At 73.0% G+C, this 26959-nt stretch carries 24 protein-coding genes; 14 read left to right on the forward strand and 10 right to left on the reverse strand.

What is annotated here, in order from left to right:
• Position 1 precedes the first annotated feature (1 nt).
• Positions 2-961: a polyphosphate kinase 2 family protein gene (locus ACFV88_RS19875; protein WP_385492922.1), complete on the reverse strand. Its 960-nt coding sequence runs from the start codon at positions 959-961 to the stop codon at positions 2-4.
• Between the two features lie 725 nt (positions 962-1686).
• On the opposite strand from ACFV88_RS19875, the gene ACFV88_RS19880 reads away from it, so the two are divergent.
• The 3 genes from ACFV88_RS19880 (at position 1687) to ACFV88_RS19890 (ending at position 6397) form a co-directional block, all read left to right on the forward strand.
• Positions 1687-3513, forward strand: a complete 1827-nt coding sequence (locus ACFV88_RS19880) for an ABC transporter ATP-binding protein (protein WP_385492923.1) — start codon at positions 1687-1689, stop codon at positions 3511-3513.
• A complete protein-coding gene (locus ACFV88_RS19885; protein WP_385492924.1) occupies positions 3513-5378 on the forward strand; it encodes an ABC transporter ATP-binding protein in 1866 nt (621 codons plus the stop codon). Before ACFV88_RS19880 ends, ACFV88_RS19885 begins: the two co-directional genes overlap by 1 nt.
• Before the next feature lie 116 nt (positions 5379-5494).
• Positions 5495-6397, forward strand: a complete 903-nt coding sequence (locus ACFV88_RS19890) for a SigB/SigF/SigG family RNA polymerase sigma factor (protein ID WP_385492925.1) — start codon at positions 5495-5497, stop codon at positions 6395-6397.
• An 88-nt stretch (positions 6398-6485) separates the two neighbouring features.
• Here ACFV88_RS19890 and ACFV88_RS19895 read toward each other — a convergent pair whose 3' ends face one another.
• Positions 6486-6860: a peptidase inhibitor family I36 protein gene (locus tag ACFV88_RS19895; RefSeq protein ID WP_385492926.1), complete on the reverse strand. Its 375-nt coding sequence runs from the start codon at positions 6858-6860 to the stop codon at positions 6486-6488.
• 250 nt (positions 6861-7110) lie between these two features.
• Positions 7111-8118, reverse strand: coding sequence for a hypothetical protein (locus ACFV88_RS19900; RefSeq protein WP_385492928.1), 1008 nt, complete (start codon positions 8116-8118; stop codon positions 7111-7113).
• Positions 8119-8617: 499 nt separating this feature from the next.
• Between ACFV88_RS19900 and ACFV88_RS19905 the strand changes: the two genes are divergently transcribed.
• A complete protein-coding gene (locus ACFV88_RS19905) occupies positions 8618-9511 on the forward strand; it encodes an aminoglycoside phosphotransferase family protein (RefSeq protein WP_385492929.1) in 894 nt (297 codons plus the stop codon).
• Between the two features lie 20 nt (positions 9512-9531).
• On the opposite strand, the gene ACFV88_RS19910 is transcribed toward ACFV88_RS19905, so the two are convergent.
• A complete protein-coding gene (locus ACFV88_RS19910) occupies positions 9532-10152 on the reverse strand; it encodes a DJ-1/PfpI family protein (RefSeq protein WP_385492930.1) in 621 nt (206 codons plus the stop codon).
• Between the two features lie 136 nt (positions 10153-10288).
• Here ACFV88_RS19910 and ACFV88_RS19915 point away from each other — a divergent pair, with 136 nt between their 5' ends.
• The 5 genes from ACFV88_RS19915 to ACFV88_RS19935 are packed head-to-tail and all read left to right on the forward strand — an operon-like array spanning position 10289 to position 14718.
• Entirely contained in the window at positions 10289-10882 is a 594-nt protein-coding gene (locus tag ACFV88_RS19915) for an RNA polymerase sigma factor (protein WP_385492931.1), read from the forward strand.
• Complete coding sequence (locus tag ACFV88_RS19920) at positions 10879-11835, forward strand: zf-HC2 domain-containing protein (protein ID WP_385492932.1); 957 nt, start codon at positions 10879-10881, stop codon at positions 11833-11835. The genes ACFV88_RS19915 and ACFV88_RS19920 overlap by 4 nt, the downstream gene beginning before the upstream one ends.
• The gene (locus ACFV88_RS19925) at positions 11832-12737 is read left to right on the forward strand and encodes an ABC transporter ATP-binding protein (RefSeq protein WP_385492934.1); all 906 of its coding nucleotides are present in this window, start codon (positions 11832-11834) and stop codon (positions 12735-12737) included. Before ACFV88_RS19920 ends, ACFV88_RS19925 begins: the two co-directional genes overlap by 4 nt.
• Positions 12734-14095 (forward strand): hypothetical protein, encoded by a 1362-nt coding sequence (locus ACFV88_RS19930; RefSeq protein ID WP_385492935.1) that lies wholly within the window; start codon positions 12734-12736, stop codon positions 14093-14095. Before ACFV88_RS19925 ends, ACFV88_RS19930 begins: the two co-directional genes overlap by 4 nt.
• Positions 14092-14718 carry a hypothetical protein gene (locus tag ACFV88_RS19935; protein WP_385492936.1) on the forward strand — a complete coding sequence of 209 codons (627 nt, stop codon included), beginning with the start codon at positions 14092-14094 and terminating at the stop codon, positions 14716-14718. Before ACFV88_RS19930 ends, ACFV88_RS19935 begins: the two co-directional genes overlap by 4 nt.
• Positions 14719-14766: 48 nt before the next feature.
• Here the strand turns inward: ACFV88_RS19935 and ACFV88_RS19940 are convergent, their stop codons facing one another.
• The gene (locus ACFV88_RS19940) at positions 14767-15162 is read right to left on the reverse strand and encodes a PPOX class F420-dependent oxidoreductase (protein WP_385492938.1); all 396 of its coding nucleotides are present in this window, start codon (positions 15160-15162) and stop codon (positions 14767-14769) included.
• A gap of 212 nt (positions 15163-15374) precedes the next feature.
• Entirely contained in the window at positions 15375-15824 is a 450-nt protein-coding gene (locus ACFV88_RS19945) for a hypothetical protein (protein ID WP_385492939.1), read from the reverse strand.
• Positions 15825-16148: 324 nt separating this feature from the next.
• On the opposite strand from ACFV88_RS19945, the gene ACFV88_RS19950 reads away from it, so the two are divergent.
• Entirely contained in the window at positions 16149-17183 is a 1035-nt protein-coding gene (locus tag ACFV88_RS19950) for a methyltransferase (RefSeq protein WP_385492941.1), read from the forward strand.
• Positions 17184-17248: 65 nt separating this feature from the next.
• Here the strand turns inward: ACFV88_RS19950 and ACFV88_RS19955 are convergent, their stop codons facing one another.
• Positions 17249-17728: a hypothetical protein gene (locus ACFV88_RS19955; protein WP_385492943.1), complete on the reverse strand. Its 480-nt coding sequence runs from the start codon at positions 17726-17728 to the stop codon at positions 17249-17251.
• 122 nt (positions 17729-17850) lie between these two features.
• On the reverse strand, positions 17851-18576 hold the full coding sequence (locus ACFV88_RS19960) for a copper resistance protein CopC (RefSeq protein ID WP_385492944.1): 726 nt from the start codon (positions 18574-18576) through the stop codon (positions 17851-17853).
• Between the two features lie 174 nt (positions 18577-18750).
• On the opposite strand from ACFV88_RS19960, the gene ACFV88_RS19965 reads away from it, so the two are divergent.
• The 4 genes from ACFV88_RS19965 (at position 18751) to ACFV88_RS19980 (ending at position 23181) form a co-directional block, all read left to right on the forward strand.
• Positions 18751-20067: a DUF1266 domain-containing protein gene (locus ACFV88_RS19965; protein ID WP_385492946.1), complete on the forward strand. Its 1317-nt coding sequence runs from the start codon at positions 18751-18753 to the stop codon at positions 20065-20067.
• Between the two features lie 366 nt (positions 20068-20433).
• Positions 20434-21051 carry a DUF4956 domain-containing protein gene (locus ACFV88_RS19970; protein WP_385492947.1) on the forward strand — a complete coding sequence of 206 codons (618 nt, stop codon included), beginning with the start codon at positions 20434-20436 and terminating at the stop codon, positions 21049-21051.
• The gene (locus ACFV88_RS19975; RefSeq protein ID WP_385492949.1) at positions 21048-22049 is read left to right on the forward strand and encodes a VTC domain-containing protein; all 1002 of its coding nucleotides are present in this window, start codon (positions 21048-21050) and stop codon (positions 22047-22049) included. Before ACFV88_RS19970 ends, ACFV88_RS19975 begins: the two co-directional genes overlap by 4 nt.
• Positions 22050-22572: 523 nt before the next feature.
• Positions 22573-23181, forward strand: a complete 609-nt coding sequence (locus ACFV88_RS19980) for a LuxR C-terminal-related transcriptional regulator (protein WP_385492951.1) — start codon at positions 22573-22575, stop codon at positions 23179-23181.
• A gap of 101 nt (positions 23182-23282) precedes the next feature.
• Here ACFV88_RS19980 and ACFV88_RS19985 read toward each other — a convergent pair whose 3' ends face one another.
• Positions 23283-25076 (reverse strand): ATP-binding cassette domain-containing protein, encoded by a 1794-nt coding sequence (locus ACFV88_RS19985; protein WP_385492953.1) that lies wholly within the window; start codon positions 25074-25076, stop codon positions 23283-23285.
• Positions 25073-26851 carry an ABC transporter ATP-binding protein gene (locus tag ACFV88_RS19990; protein WP_385492955.1) on the reverse strand — a complete coding sequence of 593 codons (1779 nt, stop codon included), beginning with the start codon at positions 26849-26851 and terminating at the stop codon, positions 25073-25075. The genes ACFV88_RS19985 and ACFV88_RS19990 overlap by 4 nt, the downstream gene beginning before the upstream one ends.
• Between the last annotated feature and the right edge of the window lie 108 nt (positions 26852-26959).

Here is a 26959-nt window from a genome sequence, read left to right on the forward strand (position 1 = left end):
GTCACTCCTTCGTCCGGGCGCGCCGGTCGCGTCCGGCGGCGTACGGGTCCGCCGGGGCCCCCTCGGGCGCCTGCTCCTCCAGCTCGCGGCGGGCGGTGCGCAGGTCCTCACGGGCCCGCTCACCGATCACGGGGTACTGCGGGTCGATCTCCATCAGGGTGTGCACGAGCACCGCCGATGCGCAGATCCGTGCGAACCACTTGCGGTCCGCGGGGACCACGTACCAGGGCGCCCGCTTGGTGCTGGTGGCCGACAGCATCTCCGAGAACGCCCGCTGGTAGTCGTCCCAGTACCGGCGTTCGCGGACGTCGGCCGCGGAGAACTTCCAGTTCTTCTCCGGCAGGTCGATGCGTTTGAGGAAGCGGGTGCGCTGCTCCTCCCGGGACAGGTTGAGGAAGATCTTCACCACGGCGATCCCGTTGTCGGTGAGGTGGCGCTCCCAGTCGTTGATCTCGCGGTAGCGCCGCTTCCAGATGCCCTTGCCGCGCGCCTTCGGCGGCAGCTGCTGCCGGTCCAGGACGTCGGGGTGCACCCGGACGACGAGGACCTCCTCGTAGTGCGAGCGGTTGAACACCGCGATGTCCCCGCGGGCGGGCAGTCGCCGCGCGTACCGCCACAGGTAGTCGTGGTCCAGTTCCTCGGCGGAGGGCACTTTGAAGCTGCTGACGTGGACGCCCTGCGGGTTGATCCCGCTCATCACATGGCGGATGGTGCCGTCCTTGCCGCCGGCGTCCAGCGCCTGGAGGCAGAACAGGACGCCGTACGTGTCCTGGGCCGCCAACCGCGCCTGGTACTCGGCCAGGAGTTCCACCCCGACTGCCAGCAGTTCCCTTCCCTCCCGCTTCTTGAGGTGGGCCTTGTAGCGGGGGTCGTAGTCCCTGGCCAGGTCCACCTCGGTGCCCGGCGGCACCCGGAGGGGTGCGATGAGTCGCGCGATGCGTTCGGCCCGCTTGTCCGCCATTGCCGACCAGCCCTTCCGCCCACGCAGGGGGCACTCGCCACGATCCGGCCGGGTACGGGGCGCGTCAAAGGGCGAGGAGCCGTTCGGGTGAGACGGCGTATGGGTGAGGTGGCGTGCGCCGGGACCGGCCCGGCCGGATCGCGCCCACCCGTCCGGCGGGCCCGGGGCCGTGTGGCGGGCCCGCGTCGCTCTGCCGGCTCGGCCGATCGGTGGGCTCGGCCGACCGCTCACGGCACTGATTGAATTCACCTCCGGATTCACCATGAGGTCCGGCTTTTGTTTTTCGCTGAAAACAAGTACTTTCCCTAGGGCGACGACCCGGCCGCCCGTCGAATCCGCGGAGCATTTCGGCACCCCGACCCTTGGCCCAGGAGACCACCCAGACCCCTTCGCACCGGCTCGCCCCCATACCGCCGAGGCCACACATTCGCTGGTCAGGCCGCCTTTTGGCGCGGGCCGCGCCCGCTCGCCGACATGAGCGCCGGCGCCCACCCAGGCATGCCACGCACCGACCCGAATTCATCCGGGTCGACTCGACTCACTTTCCCGAACCCTTTTTCGTGCTGTCGGGAATTTCGATGGCACGGGCGAAAGGAAATCGATGGACCATGACCGATGATCGATGCACCACGACCGACGAAAACGCTTTCCCGACTCCGTCATTAACCTCCCCGCACCGCGTCGGCCCCGCCCCGGCCGGCGCCCCTCCCGGCCGCCGGGACGGAGTGGGCCGCTGGCTCCTCGCCCGCGCACGGCCCTTCCGCGGGTTCATCGCCGTCCACCTCACGGGCAGTCTGCTCTGGCAGTCCCTCACCGCAGCGATCCCCGTCACGACCGGTCTGGCCTTCGACGCAGTGGTGGCGCCCGACCGGGCGGGCACCGGAGCCGGTGACGACCTGACCACCGTCGTCTGGGTGCTCCTGGCCCTCGTGGTCGTGCGGGGCGTCGCGGGCATCGCATCCACCTACGCACTGGAGTCCTTCGCCAGCGGCCTCGAACGTGCCGCGCGCGCCCAGGTCTTCGGCAGTCTGCTCCGCAAGGGGCAGGGCTACTTCAACCGGCGGCGGGTCGGCGACCTGTCGGCGCGGGCCACCGCGGACGCCGAGTCGCTGAACCTGATGGTGTCGCCCGGCGGGGACCTCGCCGTCGACCTGGCACTGAACGTCCTCCTGCCGATCGTCTTCATCGGCCTGATCGACCCGCGTCTGCTGTGGTCCCCCGTCGCGTTCGTCGCCCTGTTCGCCCTCTTTGTGGTCGCCCACGGGCGGCGGCTGGGGCCCGTTTCTGATGCGGCCCGTGAGTCCTTCGGTGCGCTGACCGCGCAGGCCACCGAGAGCTTCGCCGGGATCGAAGTGGTCGAGTCGACCGGCGGCGCCGACCGGGAACGGGCCCGGTTCGCCGAACTGGCCGCGCACCACCGCAGGGCCACGGTCCGCCAGGCACGCGTCCAAGCGCTGTCCCTGCCGCCGCTGCTGCTGACCCTCGCCACCGCGGGCGCCCTGCTGCACTCCGTGACGCTGCTGCGCGCGGGCACCCTCAGCCTCGGTGAACTCGTCGCCGTACTGGGGCTGATGGGCACCCTGCGGGACCCGAGCCAACTCGCCTCCTTCAGTCTGGGGCTCCTCCACCTGGGCGCCGCGGGGGCCAGGCGCATCCTGGAGGTCGTCAACGACCCCGGCGACCACGACGAACGGGGTGGTGCACACAGCGCACCGGTCATCGGCGCACTCGCCCTGGAGGACGTCAGCTTCGGCTACGACCCCGCCCGGCCGGTACTGCGCCGGGTGTCCTTCCGCGTGCCGCCCGGCACGACCGTGGCCGTCGTCGGCGCCACGGGCAGCGGCAAGTCCACCCTGCTGAACCTGCTGAACCGCACCTACGTACCCGACTCCGGGCGGGTGCTGGTCGACGGGGTGAGCACCGCCGACTGGGACACGACCTCACTGCGCGCCCAGGTCGCCGTCGTCGAACAGGACGTGGTGCTCTTCTCCCGCAGCATCGCCGAGAACATCGGCATCGGGGTGGAGGGCGAGGTCGACCGGGACCGACTGGAGTCGGCCGCGCGGGCGGCCCGCGCCCATGACTTCGTCACGGCCACCGAGAACGGTTACGACACCGTCCTCGGGGAGCGCGGGGGCACGCTGTCCGGAGGGCAACGCCAACGCCTCGCCCTGGCCCGCGCCCTGCTGACCGATCCGCGGGTCCTCGCGGTGGACGACGCGACGAGCGCCGTCGACAGCACCACCGCACACGAACTCCAGCGAGCACTGCACCAGGCCTCGGCGGGGCGCACCACCGTCCTGGTCACCCCCAGGCTGTCCCAGATCCGGGCGGCCGATCACGTCCTCGTGCTGGACGCGGGCCGGATCGTCAGCCAGGGCACCCATGACCGGTTGATCCGGGAGTGCCCTTACTACCGGCGGATCTTCGCGCCGTACCGCGAGGAACCGAGTTGGTCGCGCACCCCGCACGACCCGCGGGCACCGCACGACCCCGACGTCCCGGCGCCGAGCGACCCGCTCCCCGCCCGCACCACGGAGGAGGCCCCCTGATGGCACATCTGCTGGACGGCATCGACGCGCCCGAGGAGACCCGCGCCGGCCGGGAACGTTCCGACGCTCCGGGCGGTCGGCGCACCGGCGACGACGGCCGGCGCTACGGAGATCGGGAACTGGTGCGCCGCACCGCTCCGTACTTCCGCGGGCAGGGCTCCGCGGTGGTGTTCGTGACGTTCGCCGTGGTCGCCGCCGCGGTCACCGGGAGCGCCCTGCCCGTCCTGTTGGCTCGGGCCGTGGACGCGGCCTGGACGGACGGCGGCAACGGGGCCGTCGGCCTGCTGGTGGGAGCGCTGGTCGGCGCGGGTGGTGTGTCCTGGCTGTGCACGTTCCTCCAGGAACGCCGGACCGCGGTCGTGGTCGGCGCGGTGGTGCTGCGGCTGCGGGAGCACGCGTTCGCCGCGGCACTGCGCCAGGGCATGGCCTTCCACGACGCCCGTCCCACGGGTGCGGTGGTCAGCCGGGTCGTCAACGACACCCAGGCGTTCGCGCAGCTCACCACCCTGGTCCTCGGGTCCCTCGGGCAGGTGTTGACGGTCCTGCTGCTGATGGGCGCGCTGTTCGTCATCCAAGTGCCGCTCGCCCTGGTGACGACCGCGGTGGCCGCGCTGATCGTGGTGGTGAGCCTGATCTTCCGGCGTGCCGCCCGTGACGCCTCCCGCCGCCAGCAGCAGGCCCTGGCCGACGTCCAGGGCTTCGTGCAGGAGACCCTGCGGGGGGTCACCGTGGCACGGAACTACCGGCAGCAGCGGGCTGCCGAAGCCGGGCTGCGCGCGGTGGACGCACGGTGGTTCCGTGCGAGCGTACGGCTGAACCGGCTGTTCAGCGGGGTGTTCCCCCTGCTCATCTCCCTCACCGGGCTGGGCACGGTCGCCGTGGTGCTGGTGGGGGGCCACCTGGTGGGCCGGGGCGGGGTGACGGTCGGTGAGTGGGTGCTGTTCCTGGAGGCCCTGGCACTGTTCTGGGCACCGCTCACCGGCATCGCGGCCAGTTGGAGTCAGCTCCAGCAGGGGTTGGCCGCGGGCGAGCGGGTGTTCGCCCTCCTGGACCGGAACCCGACGGTGCACCGGACCGGTGGCGCGCCCGTGCCCCGGCTGCGGGGGGAGATCGTGCTGCGTGACGTCCACTTCGGGTACGACCGCACGCGTCCCGTCCTCAAGGGGGTCGACCTCACCGTACGGGCCGGGGAGACGGTGGCCCTGGTCGGCCACTCGGGGGCCGGGAAGTCCAGTCTGGTCCGGGTGGTCACCCGCGCCTACGAGTTCCAGCGGGGCAGCGTCACCGTCGACGGCCGGGACGTGCGCGGGTTCGATCCGGTGGAGTACCGGCGTCACCTCGGTGTGGTCACCCAGACCCCGTTCCTGTTCACGGGGAGCGTCGCGGACAACATCGCCCGGGGGCGGCCCGGGGCCGGACGGGACGCGGTCGAGGCGGCGGCCCGGGCGGTGGCCGGCGGTGACTGGCTGGCCCAACTGCCCGCAGGGCTGGACACGTTCGTCGACGAGGGCGGGCGGAACCTGTCGGCCGGTCAACGCCAACTCGTGGGGCTGGCCAGGGTCTTCCTCCAGGACGCGCCGGTGCTGATCCTCGACGAGGCCACGGCGAGCATCGACCCGCTGACCGGGGCTCTCGTCCAGGAGGGGCTGGACGCACTCGCGGCGGACCGCACCACCCTCGTCGTCGCGCACCGGCTCCCCACGGTCCGCAAGGCCGATCGGATCGCCGTCGTCGAGGACGGCCGGATCGTCGAGGAAGGTGACCACGCGACGCTACTGGCGGACGGTGGGGCGTACCAGCGCCTGTACGAACGGTACTTCCGGTTCCAGCGGCCCGACGCGGACCCCGCTGACGTCCCGTCCTGAAGGCGGACCGGGGTGCCGGTGCTGTGAACCGTGCCATACCGAGGTGTGCGATCGGGGCACGGGGGCAGGCGCAGCCTCACGTCCGGCCCGCCGACTTCCGCGAAGGGATCCACAAGATGCCGAGCAGCACCCCGACCGCGTACCGTGCCACCGACCGGTCCGCCGCCACGGACGGGACGGCTCCGGAGCAGACGCAGGAGTTGCCGTACGTCCCCGACCCGGCCCGGGTGGCGCCGCGGGACGCGAAGCAGTTGTCGAGGGTCTTCTTCGACCGGCTCGCGATCCTGGAGGAGGGGACCCACGAGTACCAGTACGCACGCAACACCCTCATCGAGATGAACCTCTCCCTGGTCCGCTACGCGGCGGGCCGCTTCCGCAACCGGGGCGGCGGGGAGATGGAGGACATCGTCCAGGTCGGCATGATCGGCCTGATCAAGGCGATCGACCGTTTCGACCTGAGCCGTGAGGTGGAGTTCACCTCGTTCGCGATCCCCTACATCGTCGGGGAGATCAAGCGGTTCTTCCGGGACACCAGTTGGGCCGTCCACGTCCCGCGCCGGCTCCAGGAACGGCGCACGGAGATCGCCCGGGCCAGGGACGAACTCGCCGGCGTGCTCGACCGGGAACCGACGGTGCAGGAACTGGCGGGTGCGCTCGACCTCGACGAGGAGGAGGTCGTCGAGGGGTTGGTGGCCGCGAACGGCTACACGGCCAGCTCCCTCGACACGCCGCGGACCGAGACGGAGGACGGCCCCGGGGGCGGCAAGGAGACCCGCTCCTACGCCGATGTCCTCGGGGACACCGATCCGGCGATGGAGCTGGTGGAGGACCTCCGGGCACTCGCTCCGCTCCTGGAGCAGCTCGGGGAGCGGGACCGTCTGATCCTTGAAATGCGCTTCGGCTGCGAGATGACGCAGGCCGCCATCGGGGACCGGCTCGGCATCTCGCAGATGCACGTCTCCCGGCTGCTCTCGCGCACCCTCAAGGAGCTCCGCTCCGGCATGCTCACCGAGCACTGAACGGCTGTCGTCCCGACGGACGGGTACGACCGGACGGGCGCGGGACGTCGGCGGCAGGACCGTTGACGCCCCGCGCAACCCGCCCCCGTCAGCAGTGCACGGAGGACGCGGTGTCGTTCTCGGCGGTGCGGACGTTGACGCGGTAGCCGTGGTACATGAGGTGCGGCGCGCCGCGCTGGTGCGCGTCCGACCACCAGGTGCAGGTGGCTCCGCTGTCGTTGGACCAGGAGGACATCCGGTCGTTGACGCCGTGCTCCCCGAGGAATCCGATGTGGTCCCCGGCCCGGATGGCGACGCCACCGCCGCTGAAGTCGTGGTCGCGGTAGAGGCAGAGGCTCTTCGAGGGGCAGTGGGAGCCGGTGAAGTGGCTGAGGGCCGTCGGTGCGGCGGACGCGGGGGCCGGCACTGCGGCCAACCCCGAGGTCAGCGCGGCAGCGACGGCGAGGCGCGCGATTCGACGCATGGTGGTGCCTCCTGCGGAGAGTGGGGGGACCGGGCTTCCCGGCCCGCAGGACACGATCGCGCGGCCCCGGTCCCCGCTGCCGGAGGCTCGCCCGGTCCGGCGGGGGCGCGCAGGGGCTCGACCGGGGGGCACGACGGTGAGCGACCCGCGGACGGCCCTGTCCCGGCAGGACGAGCGGCGTCGGCCGCGAGCCCGCCCGGTGACCGCGGGCACCGGGCGGGTCACCGGGGGCGGGCTCGGCCGTGCGCGGTCAGGCGTCCAGCGGAAGCGTGTCGGCCTCGAAGTCCGGCATCATGGCCTTCTGCAGTTCGGCCAGGTCCAGCTCGGTGGCGCCGGACGGGGCCGTCGGCATTTCGCCCTCGCCGAGGCGCAGCACCAGTCCGAGCTTCTCGCCCTTGAGCTTCTTGTCGAGCTGGGTGAGGTCGAAGGACACCTCGGTCAGGTCGCCGTTCTTCAGGGTGAAGTCGGCGGAACCCTTCTTCCGGGGCAGTTCCTTGAGTTCCTTGGCCGTCGGCAGTTCGAAGCCCGCCGGGAACTCCTTCGCCAACGGGCGGATCTCGTCGATCAGCGAGGTGGCGAGGGTGCGCAGGGAGGCCGTGGCGGTGATGCGCTCGGCACCGTCCTTGCCGTCCGCCGTGGTGAAGCCCACCTCGTTGGAGATGACGTCGCCCACGGCCTTGAGCAGCTTCTTCTGGGTCGAGGCGTCGAAGGTGGGCAGGTCGCTGGGGCGGCCGGAGTCGGGGGCACCGCCGGTGTCGGGCCCGCCGGCGAAGAGGCCGGCCTCCTTGAACTCCTTGGTGGAGACCTTGACCCAGTCCCCGCCCAGGAACTTCTCCAGGTCCTCGGCACCCTTGGGCAGCTCAGCGCCGGGGGACAGCAGTTCCACGGACGGCATCGCGGAGCCCGTCAGCTGGCCGAACTGCTCGAAATCGGCGCGGCCGTACACGTAGTCGCCGATCATGCGGTACTCCAGCAGGGTGCTGTCGGGACCGCTGACCTCCATGGCGAAGCCCTTGAGGTCCTTCTCGCCGGACTCGGCAAGCGGCTTCTTCGACTCCACCGAAACGGAGATCCGCCCGCCGCTGATCAGCTCGGCGATCTCGTCGGGTATCCGGTCCTCCGGCGCGGTCTCGGCGGCGTCGAGGCCCTTGAGCGTGGCGACGTCGGTGTCGAGGTCGAGCTCGAAGGACAGCGAGTGTTCCTTGCCGAGCCGGTCGAAGGCGCGGTCGAGCTTCTGACCTGCCGACAGGTTCTCCATGGTGCCGCAGGCTGCGGACCCGACGAGAACGAGGGGGACGACGGCGGTGGCGGCGAGGGTCTTGCGGACGGTGCTGATGACGATCTCCTCGTGTACGTGATCACCATGTGATCACTGGGGAGACCAACGGGACCCGCTGATGGTTGTACGCTCCGCGCACTTCGCAGGGCGCGAACGTCGAGCTCGGCGTCCTTCGTCGAGCACCCGCCGTGCGGTGCGTGCGAGTCGTACGCGGAGGGCTTCCGCGGCCGGGGCCCGGGCCGGGCCCATCGCACGGTGGCACGACGTGGCGGCCCTGATGTGCGGCTCCACGACGCTCACCCCCTGGCCATCGACGGCCGACGCCGTCCCTGAAACGGCCTGACGGCGCGGCGTTCGGCCGGGCGGCACAGCGTTCGACCGGGCGGCTCCGGGAAATGCGCTCGACGGGCGCACCTGCGAGGTGGTGCCATGAAGGCATCGCCCACCGCCTGGAGTGGGCCCGCGACAGGAGCAGTCCTTGGGCCTCGGCGCCGACCCGGACACCCGCCCGCTGATCACCACCGCGCTGGTCGAGCAGTTGGTCGACACGCAGTTCCCGCAGTGGGCCGGACTACCGCTCGTCCCGTACGAACCCGCCGGTTCGGACCATGTCATCCATCGACTGGGCGACGCCTTGACCGTACGTCTGCCCCGGCACCAGGACGCCGTCGGCCAGGGGGCCAAGGAGTCCGTGTGGCTGCCCCGGCTCGCTCCACGACTTCCGCTGGCGGTACCCGTGCCGGTCGCGCTCGGCACGCCCGGCCTCGGCTATCCGTGGCCCTGGTCGGTGACGCGCTGGCTGGACGGCGAGGTGGCCACGGTGACCGCGCTCGGGGACTCGACCGGGGCGGCCGCCGAGTTGGCCCGGTTCCTGAAGGCGCTGCACCGGGTGCCGGCCGAGGCGGGGCACCCCGACCTTCCCGGCTGGTCCCTGACGGACCGCGACCGGGCGACCCGCGCCGCGATCGCCGCGGTGTCCGCATCCTTCGACCGGACGGCCCGGACGGCGATGACCGCGCTGTGGGACGCGGCGCTGGCGGCACCCGGCTGGGACCGTCCGCCGGTCTGGTTCCACGGCGACTTCCACACCGGAAACCTGCTGACCTCGGCGGGACGCCTCAGCGCCGTGATCGACTTCGGCGGGCTGGGGGTCGGCGACCCGGCCTGTGACCTGATGGTCGCCTTCACCCTGCTGTCCGCGCGGAGCCGAGCCGTGTTCCGCACGGAACTCGGGGTCGACGATGCGACCTGGACGCGGGGCCGCGGCTGGGCCCTGGCCACCGGACTGAACGCCCACACCGCGTACGCCGCACACGACCCCCGGGTGGCGGCGCAGACCACCCGTCAGATCACCGCCGCGCTCGCCGGCTGAAGCGCACCACCACCCACGGGCTAGCCCAGGGTGCGGGCCCGTTCGAGCACCGCCGCCGGGGCCTTGGCCACCGAGCCGGTGTCGAAGGGGGGTTGCGGGTCGTACTCCGTGTACAGCTGGATCGCCTGTGCGGTCAGCTCGTCGGTGAGCAGGGCGGCCAGCTGGACGGCCATGTCGATGCCGGAGGAGACCCCGGCCGAGGTGATCACCCTGTCCTGCCGGACCACCCGCTCGGCGGTGTAACGGGCGCCGTACGCTTCCAGATCCGCGACCGCGTCCCAGTGGGTGGTGGCGGTCAGGCCCTCCAACAGGCCGGCCGCGCCGAGCACCAGGGAGCCGGTGCAGACCGAGGTGGTGAAGCGGGTGCCGGCGTGGACCCGGCGCACCCAGTCCAGGAACGCGGTGTCGTCCACCATGGTCAGGAAGCTGCCCCCGCCCGGGACCAGCAGGACGTCGCACCGCTCCACCTCGGCGTAACCGGTCGGGACGTGCACCGGCAGGGAGCCCAACACGTCCTGCACCAAACCGGGTTCCTTCGTGACGAACCGCACGATGGCTCCGGGTACGTAACCGAGGATCTCGTACGGCCCGATCGCGTCGAGCGGCTCGAAGTTGTCGAAGAGCGGTATCACGATGTCCATGTGCCGCAGCATAACCACCGGTCGGTGGTCCCTCTCCGGGCCGGTGACGTGCGGGGACGCGGGCCCGCGGACACCCCGGGTGCCGGCGTCGGCGGGCGGGTGAACCGAAGGGGGCGCCGCGAGCGATAGGGAGGGCATGAGGTCGATGCGCCCCGATGGGGCCGGAACCGAGGACGACACGGAGTTGCTGCGGGCCGTCGCCCGTGGGGACGCCGACGCCCTCGGCATGCTGTACGACCGGCACGCGGGCTGGCTCCACACCCGACTGAGCCGCCGCTGTGCCGATGCGGAGACCGTGCGGGAGGTGCTCCAGGACACCTTCGTCACGGTGTGGCGCTCGGCGCGCTCCCACCGCGGGGGCGAGGCGGGCGGATGGCTGTGGGTGATCGCCGCGCGGCGACTGGTGGACGCGCAGCGGGCACAGTCGCGTCGTGAACGGGTCGAGCCGCACCCCGCGCCCCGCGCCGACCGCGCACCGTCCGCCGAGGAACGGGTGTTGGCGGGGCTGGAGTACGGCGACGTCGGCGCGGCGTTGGAGCGCATCTCCCCCGAACTGCGCGAGGTGCTGCGCGCCACCGTGGTCGACGGGCTGACGGTGCGCGAGACCGCCCGGCTGCTCGGCATCCCCGAAGGGACCGTCAAGACCCGGGCGTCCCGGGCCCGCCGCGCGCTGCGCGCCGCACTGGCCGAGTGCGCCCCGCAGTCCCGACCGATCGGAGGCACCGCATGAACGGCGGACAGGAACAACACGGGCAGCGGTCGGACCACGGCGGCACCTGGCACGTGAGCGGCGCGCTCGCCGCCCGGTACGTCGACGGCGGCGTCCTGGACGCCGAGGCGTGGTCCGTGGAGAAGCACGTGGAAGGGTGCCCGGGGTGCGCGGCGCGGGTTTCGGCGGCGGCACGGGAAGGCTCCGCGGCGGCCCTGCTCGCCGACGTCCGTGCGGAGCTCCTCTCGACGGCACTCGCCGAGGCGGGCACCCGGACCGAGGTGCACGACGCGGAAGCGGGCCGGGCACCGCAGCGGCTGCCGCAGCCGCTGCGCGGGGCACGGGCCACGACCCGGATCCTGTGGGCGGCGGGGCCCGCGGTGCGCGGTTCGTGGCTCGTGGGGGTCGTCCTGGTCGCGGTGGCGGCGCTGGTGCTCGCGCACGGCGCCGGACTCGCGACACAGGCCCGTCCGCTGCTGTTGGTCCTGGCGCCCGCGTTGCCGGTGATCGGGGTCGCCCTGTCCTACGGCCCGCGCAGCGATCCGCTCCACGAGATCACCGTGGCGACCGGTTCGGGGGGACTGCGGCTGTTGCTGACCCGGACCGTCGCGGTGCTCGTGGTGAGCGTGCCGCTGTTGACCGCCGTGGGGGCGCTGCTGCCGTCCGCCCCCGGGGTCCCGGGGGCGGCGACCTGGTTGCTGCCCGCGCTGGCCCTGACGACGGCGACCCTCGCGCTCGGCTCGTTCACCGGCTGCCGTCCGGCCGCGGCGGTGCTGGGCGGCGCCTGGCTGGCGGCGGCCTTCCTGCCGTCGCTGTCGTACCGCTCCGACGGCGTCACCGATCGACTGTCCCTGTCCTTGTCGCGGTACGCCACGGATCCCGCGCAGCAAGCCGGTTGGGCGGTGGCGGCGCTGCTGTGCGCAGCTCTGGTCGCCGTACGCCGCTCGTCCTTCGACCATCTGGAGCGCACATGAACGCCACCCTTCAAAGCGAGGCGCAGGACGGGTCGGCGACCCGTTCGGTCGTGACCACCGGGCTGACCGTGCGGCACCGCCGCACGGTGGCACTCGACGGTGTGGACCTGGAATTCGGTACCGGAGTGCACGGCTTGCTGGGCCCCAACGGAGCGGGCAAGACGTCCCTCATCCGGGTGCTGGCGACCGTCGCCGCGGCCTCCACCGGCCGGGTCGAGCTGCTGGGCCGTGAGGTGTCGGACTCCGCGGGACGCACCTGGGTGCGGCGCCGACTGGGGTACCTACCGCAGGAGTTCGGCTACTACCCCGGGTTCACCGTCCGTGAGTTCGTCACCTATGTGGCGTGGCTGAAGGAGATGCCGCGGCGCACGGTCGCGGGGGCGGTGGAGGACGCGGTGGACCGGGTCGGGCTGGGCGACCGCATCGACGACAAGGTGCGGACGCTGTCGGGCGGCATGGTCCGTCGGGTCGGCATCGCGCAGGCCATCGTGAACGATCCCCCGCTGGTGCTGCTCGACGAACCGACGGCCGGCCTGGACCCCGAACAGCGCGTGGACTTCCGCGCATTGCTCATGGAGGTGGGCCGGTCGGCCACGGTGATCGTGTCGACGCACCTGGTCGAGGACGTGGCGGCGGCGTGCACCGAGGTGACGCTGATCGAGTCCGGCCGGGTGGCGCACCGCGGAACGACACAGGGCCTGGCCGCGCTGGGTACGTCCGAGGTGACGGGCGACGGGGCGCGGGGGTCCGGGCGCGCGGAACCCGGCGGGGCCAGCCCGTGGGAACGCGGGTACACCGCGGCACTGCGGCGCCACCGGGAACGGTCGGCGACCGGGGTGGCGAAGCACGGCGAAGCGTCGGAGCGCGGGCGGCTCCGAGGGCGGATCGGGGGACGCCGGTGAGCGCCGTCGACACCCGTTCCCGACCGGCTGCGGGACCTCCCGCCGGGCGCCGGGCGCCCCGGCACGTCCATCCGCTGCGGGTCGAGTCGCTGCGCGGGATCGCCCCGTGGACGGGGCTCACGGTCGCCTCGGCGACCGGTCTCGCCCTGCTGCTCACCTCCTCTTCGTGGCAGGGCAGTTGGTGGGAGACCCAGGTGGTGCTGCGGCATGCGGCGGCCATATTCGCCGCCCCGTTGGCGGGGGCCGCGGGCTGCTTCCAGGGCGCCCGGGAGCACCGCAGGCGCACCGTCGAACTGCGGGCCGGGGCTGCCCGGGGGCCCTTGCCCCAACTGGCCCTCGCGGCGCTGCCCGGTGCGCTCTGGGCGGCCGTCGGCTACCTGGTCGCTGCGCTGGGGTGCCTGTTGGCGACCCTTCCGTACGCGGGGGACGGCGCACCGCAGCTCGGCCCGGCCCTCACGGACGCGGTGTTCCTGGTGTCGGTGTCGGTGCTCGGCCACGTCTGCGGAGCGCTGTTGCCGCACCGACTGGCTCCCCCGCTCTTCGGCGTGCTGGTGCTGTTCGTCTCGTCCGTGCCGTCCGGGGCGCGTCATCTGGCGCCGCTGGGCGGGAGTCAACTGCCGGCGGACTCCGTCGCCGTGGGGTGGCAGCCGTGGGTGGTGACCGTGTGCTGGGGCGGCCTCGTGCTGACCGCCGTACTGGCCCGCGGCGCCCGGCGCCGGTACCTGGCGCTGGTGCCGCTCGTCGCCGTGGTGGTGGCCGCGGTGCCGCTGGTGCGGACCGGTGACCGGGTGTGGCAGCCCGATCCGTTGTCCCGGCAGGCGGTGTGCGCCACCGCGACGGTGCCCCGGATCTGCACCAACCGCCTGTACGCGCAGGTGCTGCCGGAGGTGGAGCAGGCCCTCGCGCCGCTCGACGGGCGGTTGCGCGGCGTCGTCGGAGTGCCCCGGCTGTGGGACGTCCGGGGCGGGGGACGCTCCGACGACGCGGTGCTGCCGCGTCTGGAGTCGGGCAACACTGTGGTGCGCGGGCGGCTGTCGGACCCCGAGGGATACCTGACCACGGTCACCTACGAACTGACCGGTGACCCGGCGTCGTGCCGGGCCGGTCGTCAGGACCGGTTGGCGACGGCGGGCTCGACGGTGGCGCTGTGGCTCCTGCCGAACCCGGCGCGGGCCCGGGAGACGGAGCGTCAGCGCGGCTGGTCGGCGGGCGCGCCGGAGGAGTTGGCCGCGCTCGATGCGCGCGAGGCGGCGGTGACGCGACTCGACGCCATGGCGCCGGCCGATCGACGCACCTGGCTGGCCGGCTACTTCGCCGCGCGGGCAGCGTGCGCGCCGGGGCGGGTGCCGCCGCTGTGAGCGCACGCCTTCACTCCGCGGCGCCCGTTCCTCGGCGCGGCGCTCCGGCCGGCGGATGGCTGTACGCCCGCTCCCGGAAGCTCCCCGGAAGTCTCGGTGCCCTGGTCCTGATCACCCTCGGGGTCCGGTGGGCGGATCACCACCTGGACGTGCGGATGGCCCTGGCGCTGTTCGGCCCGCTGGCGGCGGCGAGTGTCGTCGGGACGAGCCTGCACGTGTACGCGGACGGGCTGGACCGGACCGCGGCGCGTCCCTGGTGGCCGCGCCGGCTCGCCCACGTCACCCTGCTGTCCGCCGTCGCCGCGCTCTTCCTGGCGGTCGCCGTCCACGGCCCGGCGCAGGAGTACGGGACGGCGGTGATGGCCCGCAACACGCTGGGGACGGCGGGGGTGGCGGCCCTGTCCGCGGTGTTCCTGGGTGCCCGGCTGAGCTGGCTGCCCCCGCTGGTCTGGTTGTGCGGGGTGCACCTGTTGGACCGGTCGGGCGGCGGACGCGTCTGGGACGCCGTCAACTGGCCCGTGTCGCACGGCGAACGGGGCGGCGCCTGGGTGACGGCCGTCGTCCTCTTCGCCGTGGGGGCCGTGGTGTACGCCCGGTGGGGGGTCAGGGCCCGGGAGACGTAACCGGGCGGTCGCACCCGTACGGGGAACGCGGGCGGCCGGGCGTGCCGGTCAGACCGAGAAGGAGGTGACCTTCAGCGGGGTCACCCGGACGACGAGCCGCAGCACGTCGTCCGACTCCGGCGGCGGGTCCGTACCGAGGTACTGCCGGGCGAGTTCCCTCGGCAGGTCCTTGTGCGGGTCCTCGACGAGTTCGACCGTTCCCCGGATGTCCACCGTTCGGTACGGGTCCGCCTGGTCGAAGACGGTGAGGCTGATCCGCGGATCGCGGGCGAGGTTGCGCGCCTTGCGGCGCCCGGCGGTGGTGGAGAGCAGCACCGTGTCCAGGTCCCTGGTGACCCAGACCAACGAGGTGTGCGGCCCGCCGTCGGGGTTCAGGGTCGCGACGGTGGCGAAGTTCCTCCCGTCCAGCAACCTGCGGGTCTCCTGGTCGAGCACGACGGACACGGCAGCACCCCTGACGTCACGGTGTTCGCGGGCCTCCGGCACGGTGCCGGCACCGTGCCGGAGGGGCGGTCAGCATCCCATCGGGCCGGTGCCGGGTGAACGGGGCGGCCGGACATTTCACAGGGACGACACAACGACGCGGCCGGGTACCGGAGTCGTTCCGGTACCCGGCCGCGGGCGGTTCTCCCGGCCCCCGGGGCGGGGGCGTGTCGTCAGACGAGGGGCGAGATCGCCACACAACCGGCGGCGCTGGCGACGCCCTTGCCGGACTCCTCCGCGATCGGCTTGCCCTTGTAGAGGATCTTGCAGGTCACGGCGCCGTCGCCGCCCGCGTCGAGGGCCAGCGGCAGCACGGAGGGCGGGATGATGCCGCGCAGCTTCACGGTCTTCGTCCAGGGGAGGGACGGCTTCTTCTCCGTCGTCGTCTTCGGGTTGCCCGCGGTGCCGCCGCCGGACGCGTACTTGATGGAGTCGACGCTCTTCCCGGTGACCTCGTAGGTGACCTCGTACTCCTCGTTCATCGCCTTGTCGACGGCCTCGTCGACGGCCTGGTCCTTCTTCTCCTTGACCGCGTCCGCGGCCTCGGAGCAGGCGCCGAGTCCGAACACGAGGCCGGCGACGGTCACGGCCGACACGGCCGTGGCACGGATGGAGCGACGCATGGTGAAACCCCCGGGGTCTTGATGGTGAGACCCGCACACAATCGTAAAGGCAGGGTAAAAGTCAAACCGTTACTTGCTGTTTGACGACACCGAACAGCAGGTCAGAGCGGTGCCACGCACCCCGGGACTGAGCTGCGCCGGAGCGCGGGGCGCCCGCCGGGGCGTGGGCGGCGGTCGGCGCCCACGGCTCGCCCCAGCGGCGCACAACGACCCCACGCACACCAGAGCACATCACGGAGCGTGCCTGACTGCTCACTCGACGGGGTAGGCAAGGGCCTGTGCGTGCGGTGCCTGACGCACGACGACCGCCACGAGGAGCCGACCGTGACCCACCCCTTCGCCGATCCCGCGGACGCCCCGCCGATCGACCACCTGATGCAACTCGCCTCCGGATTCATGGCCTCGAAGGTGCTGCTCGTCGCCGCCCGCGTGGGCCTCTTCACCGCCCTGGCCGAAGGCCCCGTGAGCGGCGACGAACTGCGGGACCGGCTGGACCTGCATCCGCGCTCCGCACACGACTTCTTCGACACCCTGGTCGCCCTGGGCGCGCTCGAACGCGGTACGGACGGCTACCGCAACGCCCCGGCCGCCGACTACTACCTCGTCCGGGGCAGACCGGCGTACGCCGGCGGCTTCCTGGAGATGAACGACAGCCGGACGTACGGGCTGTGGGGGAACCTCGAAGCGGCGCTGCGCAGCGGAGAGCCGCAGAACGGCAGCACCGAGAACGACGACGGCATGTACGCCCACCTCTACGCGGACCCCGAGCGCCTCGCCGTCTTCCAGGAGGCGATGACCGGCCTGTCCATGGGTTCCGCGCACGCCTTGGCGGAGACCTTCGACTGGTCCCCGTACCGGACCGTGGCGGACGTCGGTTGCGCCGAGGGCGCGGTGCTCACCCATCTGCTGCACCGCCACCCGCATCTGCACGGCATCGGTTTCGACCTCCCTGCGGTGGCTTCCGGATTCCGGCGCCGCCTCGACGCCTCGGGGCTCGGCGAGCGGCTGGACTTTCGGCCCGGCGACTTCTTCGCCGAGCCGCTCCCCCGCGCCGACGTCCTGATCCTGGGCCACATCATCAGCGGGTTCTCGCGGTCCAAGGCCCGGAGCCTGCTGGAGAAGGCGTACGAGGCGCTGCCGGCGGGAGGCAGCCTCATCGTCTACGAGTCCCTGCTCGACGACGAGCGGAAGGAGAACGTGCACGGCCTCCTGATGAGCCTGACGATGCTGCTGGAGACCCCCGGCGGCTTCGAGTACACGGGCCCCGAGTGCCAGGAGTGGCTGGCCGCCACCGGGTTCACCGAGAGCCGGGTGACCCATCTGTCGGGGCCCGAGTCGATGATCGTGGCCGTGAAGTAGCCGAGTGGCCCTTCAGTGGCCGGAGCGAGCGGGCCGCGCGGCACCGGGTGTCGCGCGGCCCCGGGTCAGATGCCCGCGGAGGCCATCTCGATGATCGAGCGGTAGTACGCGGCGGTGGACACCACGCAGGCGCGGTACGTGCGGTTGTCCTTCACCGCCAGGAAGTAGTCCTTCAGGTTCTTCCAGTACTGCACCAGATAGCCGAGGCCCGGGATGAACCCCGGAGGCCGGGGCACCAGGGCGAACGCGGCGGAACAGGTGAGGATGCGCTCCGTCGCCTGCGAAAGCACGTTCGCGACCTCGGCGTTCATGTTCCAGCCGGCGGCGAGTTGCGGGGTCCAGATCGCACCCGCGATCTCCCGCAGCCGTTGCTGCTCCTCCGGTGTGGGATCGCTCTGGAAGCCCACCTCGACCCGGGTGCCGGCGGTCGCACCGGGGCGGGACTCGGCCGCCTGGGCCGTCGAAGCCAGTGCGCCGACGGCCAGCGTCGCCCCGGACGTGATCAGTGCCACCGTCGCGATCCATCCGGACCTGCGTGTCCTCATCGAGACTCCTCCCCGACCGGGCCGCCCCACCGGCGGTCACCGTGTTCGCACCGACGGTGACACGTGGGGCGGACGGGGACAACGGAGCCTCCTCGGCCGACGGTTGTCGGACACGGATGCGGTCAGGGCCCCTCGCCCGGGGTGTCCGACCGTCGCCGCAGGGCCACGCGGACACCCACCGCCGTGACGGTCACCAACGCCGCGCCGACCCCGGCGAGGAGGGGGACGGACCGGGCCGGGGACGCCCCTTCGCCCAGTGCGTGGTGTCTCGCGGTCCGCGCGACCGCAGCGGAGCCGCTGGGCGTGGTCGCACCGGGCCCGGGACGGGCGGAGCGCACGGTGAAGGTGTACGAGCCGGAAACGGGGTGGCCCTGCGCGGACAGCACCCGGTACCCGACCCGGTAGTGCCCGGCGGGGGCGAAGCCCTCCAGCTCCACCGTGGCCTGCTCCCCCGACACCTGCGGCACGCTGGTGGCGAGCGAACCGCCGTGCCGGGTGGAGACGGCGAGTTGGGCGTAGTCCTGACTCATGGGGCCGCTGAAGGTCAGGGTCACCCGGTCCGGAGGGGTGGCGAGCACCGCGCCGGAGCCCGGGGTGCCGTGCACGAACCCCGGGTGGGCGAGGGCGGGCGATGACGTGCCGGTGACGGCGGCCAGGGGGACGGCTGCGACGAGGCAGCGGACCGTGACACGCACGGACCTCCGGTCGGTGACCTGCATGGGGGTGAACTCTCCGATGGTGCGTGGGGGGGCGTCGAAGGTCAGGCGGGGCGCGGACGTCACCCGGGCCGGCCCGCCCGACCCGCCGACCACCGCGCCCGCGTCGTGAAGATCGTATACAAGGGGCATCCGGCCGCCGGACGGACGGCCGACCACCCCCGGGGCGACGGGTCGACGGCGGTCCGGACCCCGCCGTCCGGCGGCCGTGCGGGCCAACCGCCGTGGACGGGCCGCTAGCGTACGAACGGCCAGGTGAGCGACCGGAGCGGGGGCGCGGGGAGCGCCCGGGAAGAGGGGTTGGGCATGAGCAGGGGGGCAGCACCCGAGGAGTCGGGCGCCACGAGCGTCGCCGAACTCACGGGATTCGAGGAGGAGATCCACGAGGAGTTCTTCCCGAACGTGGAACCACCGTCCGACGGGAGACGATGGATCGCTCCCACCGACGTCGAGCAGCGACTGTACGCACTGAGCCGGGCGGACAACGGCTACGCGTATCTCCGCACGCTGGCCCTGGAGGGCGTGTACTACCCGGTGCGACTCGACGCGGCGATGGCGCAACCGAAATGCGGCACCGGGGATTTGCCGCTGCTGACGTTCCAAGTACCGGACGGACGGACCGTGGCCCAGGTGTACACGGGGGGCCTGTTGCCGCGCACGCATCCGTTCCTCGTCTACGAGCACACCACGTTGGGTGCCCTCGCCTATGACCTGCCGGACCATGTCGACGTACTCGCGGTCAATGCCGCGACTCCGTGCGAGCAGTACTTCTCCACCGATTCCGAGGAGCGGGACACCTGGCTGGATCTCCACCAGGAACTCTTCGAACCGACGGCGTTGGCGGACCGCGTGGTGACCCTGCGCACCGGCGGCCCCGGCCCGGGCGACCTGTTGCACGGACTCGCGTGCGGGGCCCACCTGTGCTTCCAGAACGGCGACGCCTGGAACACCGCGCACTGGCACGGCGGTACGGGGTACTCGGGCGAGGTGGACCGGATCGCCGACAGTTGGGGCGTCCGGGGCCGGGAGGACTGGCTCGCGATGCAGGAACGGCTGCTGGCCCGGGAGGTGAGCCCCTGGGTGTGGGACTTCGTCCTGGAAGCACGTACCGCCCTGCATGCCGACCGCGCGGACGGCTTGGTCGATCCGTCCCGGTGGCGGGACGAGGTGGAACGGGCGGTACGGTCCGGCGCCGCCCAGGAAGGGAGGGACACCGAAGGCTCCGAGTTCACCGAACTGGTGACCTGCATGCGGTCGTTGGTCGGTTCGGTACTCCGCTACGAGGCCAGGTTCCGGGCGGACGGTCTGCTGCCGCCGGACGGGACGGTACGCACCGTCGCCGCCTGGGACCTGGGGCGGGCCTCCCAGATGGCGCGCTGGGGGCGGGGCGCCCGCTACGCGGCGGAAGCGGAGATGCACACGGCCCTGGAACGGGTCGCCCGGGCCGCCCGGAGCATGTACCGCTCCTGGGCGGAGTTCTCCGCGGGCTACGTGCTCGGGCGGTGCCTGCACTTCGACGAGGAGGCGTTCGGCTCCTGGTACACCACGGTGCTGGCCGCGCACCACGAGTTGACGGCCCATCCGGAAGGACCCTGGCGGACGGTGCCGTTCACCGCTTCCTGACCGGGCGGCCGTCGTGGTGGCGCCGCTGGCCTGATACGAGCGCCGCCACGACGGTCCGGGAGGGCCACCCGGAAATTCCCAGATCGAGTCGCGAAATCTTCGCAGGATATCAGAGTCGAACTCCTTCACTTTCACGACGGAATTTCCTGCGACTTGTCGACAACCGGCCGAAAAGCGTAGCGGATTTCGCCACGTAGATGAGAATCCTCTCACCCGCCGGGTCGATAGCAGGGCGTCCGCATATCGCGATTCGAGTTCCACCTCTTTTCCATAGACAGAACCTCCCTTGCCGACTCGTTTACCCGATGTTCCCTTAGAGTTCCAGCATTCCGACCCCTCTCACATTCCCTTTGCTGGAAGGTTTCCATGGAGTCCTTACGACATCTGGCGGTTCATCTCGCCGTGGACCTCGCGGCGGTCAGCCTGTTGACGTTCGCCGTGTACTACCCGAGACACCGGCGCCGTGATCTGCTGCCCGCGTACCTGGCCCTCAACGTCGCCCTGTTCACCGTGGTCGCGGCCCTCGCGCAGGTCGGCGGATCGGGGGGCATGGCCCTCGGTTTCGGGCTCTTCGGCGTGCTCTCGATCATCCGACTGCGGTCCGACGCCATCCAGCACGAGGAAGTCGCCTACTACTTCACCACCCTGGTGCTCGGCCTCATCTGCGGACTGCCGAACCTGCGGCTCACCCACGCGGCGGCGTTCGCCGCAGTGCTCCTCGCCGTGGTCTACCTGGCCGACCACCCCCGACTGTTCGCCCGCTCCCGCCGCACCGTCGTCGTCCTGGACGCCGTGTACGACGGGCCCGTGGAACTGCGCGCCGCACTCGTCAGCAGACTCGGCGAACCGATGAACTGGACCGTGATGGAGGTGGACTACGTGCGGGACCTCACCGTCGTGGACGTCCGCTACCGCGAGCCGCTGGAGCCCCGCGGGAAGATCGCCGCCGCGCCCGCCCCGGAGTCCGCCCTGGAGGCCGCGTGAGTTCGCCGGCCCCGCCCCTGGCCCCCTTGCCCACCCCGGTCACCCTGGCGGCCGGCGACCCCTGCGCCGTCACCCGCAACAAGGTCGTACCGAACGCGGGCACGTTCCGCCCGAGCCGCTACAACACCGACACCCTGGGCGTGTACGGACCCGCCGAGGAGGCCGTGACCATCCGGGAGGCCCCGCGCCCCCGCGACGACACACCCGCCCCCGAACTGGCCCTCGTGGCGGACCCCGTGCTCGCCGCCGCGTCCATCTCCCTGCCCGAGGTGCTGGCGAGTGCCGAACTCCTCGCCCGCTTCGACCACGCCTATCTGGTGCCCGTCGAGGTGTTCGCCGAGTTGGCCGCCCACCTCACCGCACCGGACCGGACCGGGGGACCGTTCCGCGCCCTCACCATCGACGGCCGCCGCTGGTTCCGGTACCACTCCGTCTACTACGACACTCCGGAGCTGCGCTGTTTCGAGGACCACCGTCGGGGGCGCCGGCTGCGCTTCAAGATCCGTGAGCGCGTCTACCAGGACTCCGGGGAACGGCAGTTCGAGATCAAACTCAAGAGCGGACGCGGCGAGACCGTCAAGCACCGCCGTCCGCTGGGCGAGGGCGCCACCCCGCTGGACGCCCCGTTCCGTGACTTCCTCGCGGACCGGCTGCGCTCCGCGTACGGCATCGAGGCTCCGCGGCGACTCCATCCGTCGATCACGACGGACTACCGGCGGGCCACCTTGGTCTCCCGGGGGGAACGGGTCACCTGTGACGCCGGGTTGCGCTGCACGGACGTGCGCGCGGGCACGGCGGTGCGCTGCGATCCGGGACTGGTCCTGGTGGAGACGAAGAACGCGGGCAAGCTGACCGAGGCCGACCGGTTCCTGCACGCACGGGGCATCCGCCCCGCGGTCTTCACCAAGTACTGCGGCGCGCTCGCGGCACTGCGCCCCGCGATACCCGCCAATCGTTGGCGCCGAGCGGCCCGGCTCGCGTTCACCGCCACCGACTGACGCGGCGCGCCCCCGACCCCCGACCCGCGGGACCCCGCCGACGAAGCCGGGGTCCACCGGGTCGTCGCCCGCTGCTCGCCCCGTTCCGCCCACCCGGCCGGCACGGGGCGGTTCCGCGTCCCGGGGCCCGGGCGGCAGCAGCCCGTACCATCGCCGCCGCAGGGGCGCACCTTCGTCAATTCGCCACTCTCCGCAGGGTGGTTCGCCCTGACTCGGCACCGTTCGTTCGACGATCGCACCGGCCACCTCGGGTGATCCGTGACCGGCCGGAATCGAGTTCCCGCCAAAAGCGCCGCAGTATGCGCACCCCCGCCCATTCGGGGCAGGCGGTGACCGTAGGGGCGCACGGCCTGGTCGGGCACGCTCTTTCGTTGCGCCCTCGTGCATCCAGTCATCTGGCCACTCGCCGAAAACGGGAGATGCCCGGCGCGCGCCCCTGGTGTGCTGGGTGCGGATGATCGGGATCACGCGCGCGGCGGGCCCGGCCGCGGCGTTCGGTGGGAACGGCGTTGAGGAGCAGCTCATGACGAAGGTTCTGCTGGTGCACGCGGTGTCCCTGTGGCGCGCCTCCTTGGTTTCCCTGCTCAGCGAGGACAGCGAACTGTACATACACGCCACGGACAAGGGCGGAGTGCCCTCGGCACTGGCGGAGGCGTCCCTGGACATACTGGTCACGGACCTGGACTGTCCGGATTCCCGGGACGTCCTGAGACTCGTGGAATCGTTGCGCACCCCGCGCACGCAGAGCGAGATGGCCTTGGCCGTCCTCGCCCGGAGCAACCGCACCGGTGATCTGCGGCGGGCGTTCGAGGCGGGCGCCACCGGCTACATCGACAAGTGCGGTCCGGTCGACCACCTCTGCGAGGTGGTGCGCAAGGTCGCGGCGGGTGGTCGACACATCGACGAATCGCTCGCGTTCAGTCTCCTCCAGGCCACTGACGTCCCCCTTTCCGCACGGGAGTTGCGGGTGCTCGCCCTGGCGGCGGACGGGGAGTCGGTGGCCTCCATCGCCCGTTCCCTGTGTCTGGCCAGCGGAACGGTGCGCAACTACCTCGCCGCGGCGATCCGCAAGACCGGGGCACGGAACCGGCTCGACGCCATCAGGCTGTCCAGGGAGTTCGGCTGGCTGTGACCGGTCGGGGACCGCGCCGGGTCCGGGCACCACCACCCGTTCCTCGTCGGCCGGGGGCGGCCGGGCCGGCGTGCGCCGCGGGTCCTCCCGTCCGACCGCCCTCACCCCGCCCGGTCGCAGGTCGGCGCCCCGCCGGTCAGAGGCACGACGTCCGCCTCCGTCGGTGCGGGCGTCCAGTGTCCGGTCAGGTCCCGGTACAAAGCGGAGCGGTGCGGCATGTCGTGCGGCGGCCCGCACACCGCCGTTCCCCCGTCCAGGACGAGCACCCGGTCGGCCCGCTGGGCGGAGCCGAGCCGGTGGGCGATGACGACCAGGGTGCCGGGACGACGGGCGAGCGCCTCCTCGGCCCGGATCTCGGCCGCGGGGTCCAGTTGGCTGGTGGCTTCGTCCAGGATGAGCAGCGGGGCGGTGGACAGCCCGGCCCGCACCAGGGCCAGCAGCTGGCGTTCGCCCTCCGACAGCCGGGCCGGATCGAGGGGTGCGTCGAGACCGCCGAGTCGGTCCAGGAGCCGGGTCGCGCCCAGCTGGTCCGCGGCCTCGACGAGGTCCCGGTCGGCCGCCCCCGGGCACAGGTATCTGAGATTGTCGCGGACCGTCCCGGTGAAGACGTACCCGCGCTGCGGCAACAGGGTGCGCACCGCACCGGGCTCGGGGCTGTCGGGTGCCGTCAACGGGCGTCCGAGCCACCGCACTTCGCCCCGATCGGGTGTGAGCACCCCGGCGAGGAGGGCGGCGAGGGTGGACTTGCCGCTGCCGCTCGGGCCCACGACGGCCAGCCGCTCGCCCGGGCGCAGCGTGAGGTCGAGCCGGTCGACGACGGTGCGGGCGGCGGGCCCGTAGCCGAAGGTGACGGCCCGCAGTTCCGCGGTGGCCCCGCCCGTGGGCAGCGGGCGGCCGTACGCGGGGTGCCGGGCCGGCGAGGGCGGTAGCCGATCGGGAGCGGTGAAGCGGTCGAGCACCACGACGAGGCGTCCACCGGCGGTGCCGAGGACGGTGAGCAAGGCGTGCACCGCCGGGGCCAGCGACTGGGTGAGGTAGGCGAACGCGCCGACCAGTCCCCCGGTGGTGAGCCCGTGGCGCAGCAGCCAGGGGGCGGTGAGCAGCAGCAGGAGGGGCGGCAGGGCTCCGCAGATCCCGAGCGCGATGATGCGCACGGCGGCCCAACGGGCGAGGGAACGGGCCGCCCGGCTCTGTTCGTGGCTGAGGCGACCGGCCCCGTCGAGGACGGTCGGGGCGCCTCCGGTGGCCGCGATGTCCCGCACGGCCGAGGCGGTGCGTCCGGTGTGGGCGGCGAACGCCTCGTCGGTGTCGAGGTAGGTGCGCTGCCGCACGGCCATGGGAGCGAGGGTGGCGAGGAACAACCCGCATCCGATGAGCACCGGTGGCACCGCGACGAGCAGCAGTCGGGGCGACAGGACCGCCATGCCCGCCAGGGCACCGACGGCGGTGAACACGAACGACCGCAGGGACAGGACGAGTCCGGCCCAGCCGTCGCGGGCGATCTCGCTCTGGTGGGTCACCCGGGAGACGGACCGGGTGGTGGTCGCGGTGGCGGGGGCGGTGAGCGCCCCGGCGATGCCGTGGGTGACGGCGCGGCGGACGAGTCCGTCGCGCAGGGGTTCCACCAGGTCGGCGAGTCCGCGGAAGACACCGCGGGTGGCGAGGGCCGCGGGCAGCACGGCCAGTGCGGCGAGGGAGAGCCAGAGGAGTCCGGTGGTGGGGGTGCCGGCGAGGAATCCGCCGTCGAGCGCGCGGGCGACGGCGTAACCGCCGATGAAGGTCTGGGCGAACTCCAGGAGGGACCAGGCGGACAGCCGGGCCACTGCCGGGAGCCGGGCGCGCAGGAACGGCCGCGCCTGCGCGCTCACCCGGGCGAGCGCGCCCCGGCCGCTCACCGCGCGTCCCCCGACGGGGCGTGCCGGGCGGGCGGCGCGGCGGGGGTGGTGGGGGCGGGCGGCGCGGCCGGTGTGCCGGGGCGGAAGACGGCCCGGTAGGCGGGGTCGCGCCACAGCTCGGCGTGGTGGCCGTGGGCACGGACCCGGCCGCCGTCCAACCAGAGCACCCGGTCCGCCGCGGCGGCCGAGGAGATGCGGTGGGCGACGACGATCCGGGTGCGGTGTCCGCTCTCGCCGGCCAGTGCCCGCTGGACGAGGCGTTCGGTGGCGGTGTCGAGGCTGGAGGTGGCGTCGTCGAGGATCAGGAGCCGTCCGCGGCGGGCGAAGGCCCGCGCCAGGCCCAGGCGTTGGCGCTCGCCGCCGGACAGGGGCGCCTGGTCGAGGGGCGTGTCGTAGCGCTGCGGGAGGAGGCCGATGAAACCGTCGGCCGCGGCGGCGCGGGCCGCGGTGTGCACCCGGTGCGCGTCGGGTTCGGGTTCCGTGCCGAAGGCGATGGCTGCGGCGACGGTCGGGCCGAGGAGGGCCGGCCGGGCGAAGGCGAAGGCGACCTCGCTGCGCAGGGCGCGCGGATCGACTCCGTCGAGGGGGACGCCGTCGAGGGTGACCGTCCCGGTGTCGGGGTCGAGGAGGCGGCCGGCGAGCGCGGCCAGCAGGGACTTCCCGGCGCCCGAGGGGCCGACGACGGCGACCGTGGTGCCACCGGGCACGATCAGGTCGACGCCGTCCAGCAGCGGCCGGCCGTCGCGGACGACGCCGACCCCGTGCAACCGCAGTTCCCCGGTGCCCCCGGGGGGCAGGGAGAGTCCGCGGTGCGGTGGTGCGGGCAGGTCCCGCAGTGCGGTGATGCGGGTGGCGGCGGCGCGGCCCCGGGACACCGCGGCGAGCGCGCCGGTCAGGGCTCCCAGGCCCACGGCGAGGACGGCGTAGCGGGCGACGGCCAGCAGGTCACCGGTGCTGAGCGCGCCGTGGGCCAGGCGCAGCCCGCCGACGGCGAGCACCAACAGGGTCAGCAGCGGCAGCAGTGCCCCGGCGCCGGCGGCGGCGCGGCCCTGGACGCGCCAGGTCCGCCGGCCGTGCCGGGCGAGGCGTCGGAGGGGTTCGAGGGCGCGGGTCCGCTCGTGGTCGGCAGTCCCCGCGGCGCGCACCGTGTCGATGCCGTCGATCGTCTCGGTGAGCCGGGCGGCGATCGCGGCCTGCTCCCGCTGGTAGTCGGTGGCCGCGCTGGCGGTGTCCCTGACCAGGGACCGCAACAGCAGGACGAACAGCGGCAGCCCGGTGACCAGCGCCAGTGCGGTCCAGGGATCGATGAGGAACAGGCACAGGACGCCGCCGAGCGGGAGCAGGACCGTGCCCGCGGCGGTGGCGAGGGTCACCGGCACGGCCGCGGCCTCGGCGGCGTTCGCCGTGAGTCGGGTGGTGAGGTCGCCGGCCGGGAACTCCTGGGCGCGGCGGGGCTCGGCGCGCAGCACCCGGTCGAGGACGTCGATCCGCAGTCGGGCCGCGTACCGGGCCGTGGTGCTGCCGCCCACCACGGCGACCGTGCTGTCGAGCAGTACCTCGGTCGCGGTCAGGGCCGCGGCGAGCAGCAGGGCGGGCCAGGGGACGCGGCCGGAGTCGAGGAGCCGGTCGAGGGCGTGCCCGAGGACGGCGGGCAGGGCGAGCGCGGCGAGGGCGCCGCCCAGGGAGCAGAGCAGGACCACCGCGAGCGGCGACCGGGCGGGCGGGGGGAGGGCGGCCCGGGGACCGTCGGGGTCCGGGGGGTGGCTGGGGGGCACGCCGGGGTCCTTTCGCCGCGGATGGCGTTCGCCGTGCGGAGGCGGTGCCGGGTCGGCCGCAACGGTCCAACGGCGGAGCGCCGGTGGGGCGCTCCGCCGTCGGACCGC

This window comes from Streptomyces sp. NPDC059816 (assembly GCF_042732055.1).
In the GTDB taxonomy this organism is placed as follows: Bacteria; Actinomycetota; Actinomycetes; order Streptomycetales; family Streptomycetaceae; genus Streptomyces.

Bases quoted from the DNA above. Each gene is read 5' to 3' on its own strand.
- ACFV88_RS19875 (WP_385492922.1), bottom strand. From the start codon at position 961: ATGGCGGACAAGCGGGCCGAACGCATCGCGCGACTCATCGCACCCCTC.
- ACFV88_RS19885 (WP_385492924.1), top strand. From the start codon at position 3,513: ATGGCACATCTGCTGGACGGCATCGACGCGCCCGAGGAGACCCGCGCC.
- ACFV88_RS19890 (WP_385492925.1), top strand. From the start codon at position 5,495: ATGCCGAGCAGCACCCCGACCGCGTACCGTGCCACCGACCGGTCCGCC.
- ACFV88_RS19895 (WP_385492926.1), bottom strand. From the start codon at position 6,860: ATGCGTCGAATCGCGCGCCTCGCCGTCGCTGCCGCGCTGACCTCGGGG.
- ACFV88_RS19900 (WP_385492928.1), bottom strand. From the start codon at position 8,118: ATGGAGAACCTGTCGGCAGGTCAGAAGCTCGACCGCGCCTTCGACCGG.
- ACFV88_RS19910 (WP_385492930.1), bottom strand. From the start codon at position 10,152: ATGGACATCGTGATACCGCTCTTCGACAACTTCGAGCCGCTCGACGCG.
- ACFV88_RS19915 (WP_385492931.1), top strand. From the start codon at position 10,289: ATGAGGTCGATGCGCCCCGATGGGGCCGGAACCGAGGACGACACGGAG.
- ACFV88_RS19920 (WP_385492932.1), top strand. From the start codon at position 10,879: ATGAACGGCGGACAGGAACAACACGGGCAGCGGTCGGACCACGGCGGC.
- ACFV88_RS19925 (WP_385492934.1), top strand. From the start codon at position 11,832: ATGAACGCCACCCTTCAAAGCGAGGCGCAGGACGGGTCGGCGACCCGT.
- ACFV88_RS19945 (WP_385492939.1), bottom strand. From the start codon at position 15,824: ATGCGTCGCTCCATCCGTGCCACGGCCGTGTCGGCCGTGACCGTCGCC.
- ACFV88_RS19955 (WP_385492943.1), bottom strand. From the start codon at position 17,728: ATGAGGACACGCAGGTCCGGATGGATCGCGACGGTGGCACTGATCACG.
- ACFV88_RS19960 (WP_385492944.1), bottom strand. From the start codon at position 18,576: ATGCCCCTTGTATACGATCTTCACGACGCGGGCGCGGTGGTCGGCGGG.
- ACFV88_RS19965 (WP_385492946.1), top strand. From the start codon at position 18,751: ATGAGCAGGGGGGCAGCACCCGAGGAGTCGGGCGCCACGAGCGTCGCC.
- ACFV88_RS19970 (WP_385492947.1), top strand. From the start codon at position 20,434: ATGGAGTCCTTACGACATCTGGCGGTTCATCTCGCCGTGGACCTCGCG.
- ACFV88_RS19980 (WP_385492951.1), top strand. From the start codon at position 22,573: ATGACGAAGGTTCTGCTGGTGCACGCGGTGTCCCTGTGGCGCGCCTCC.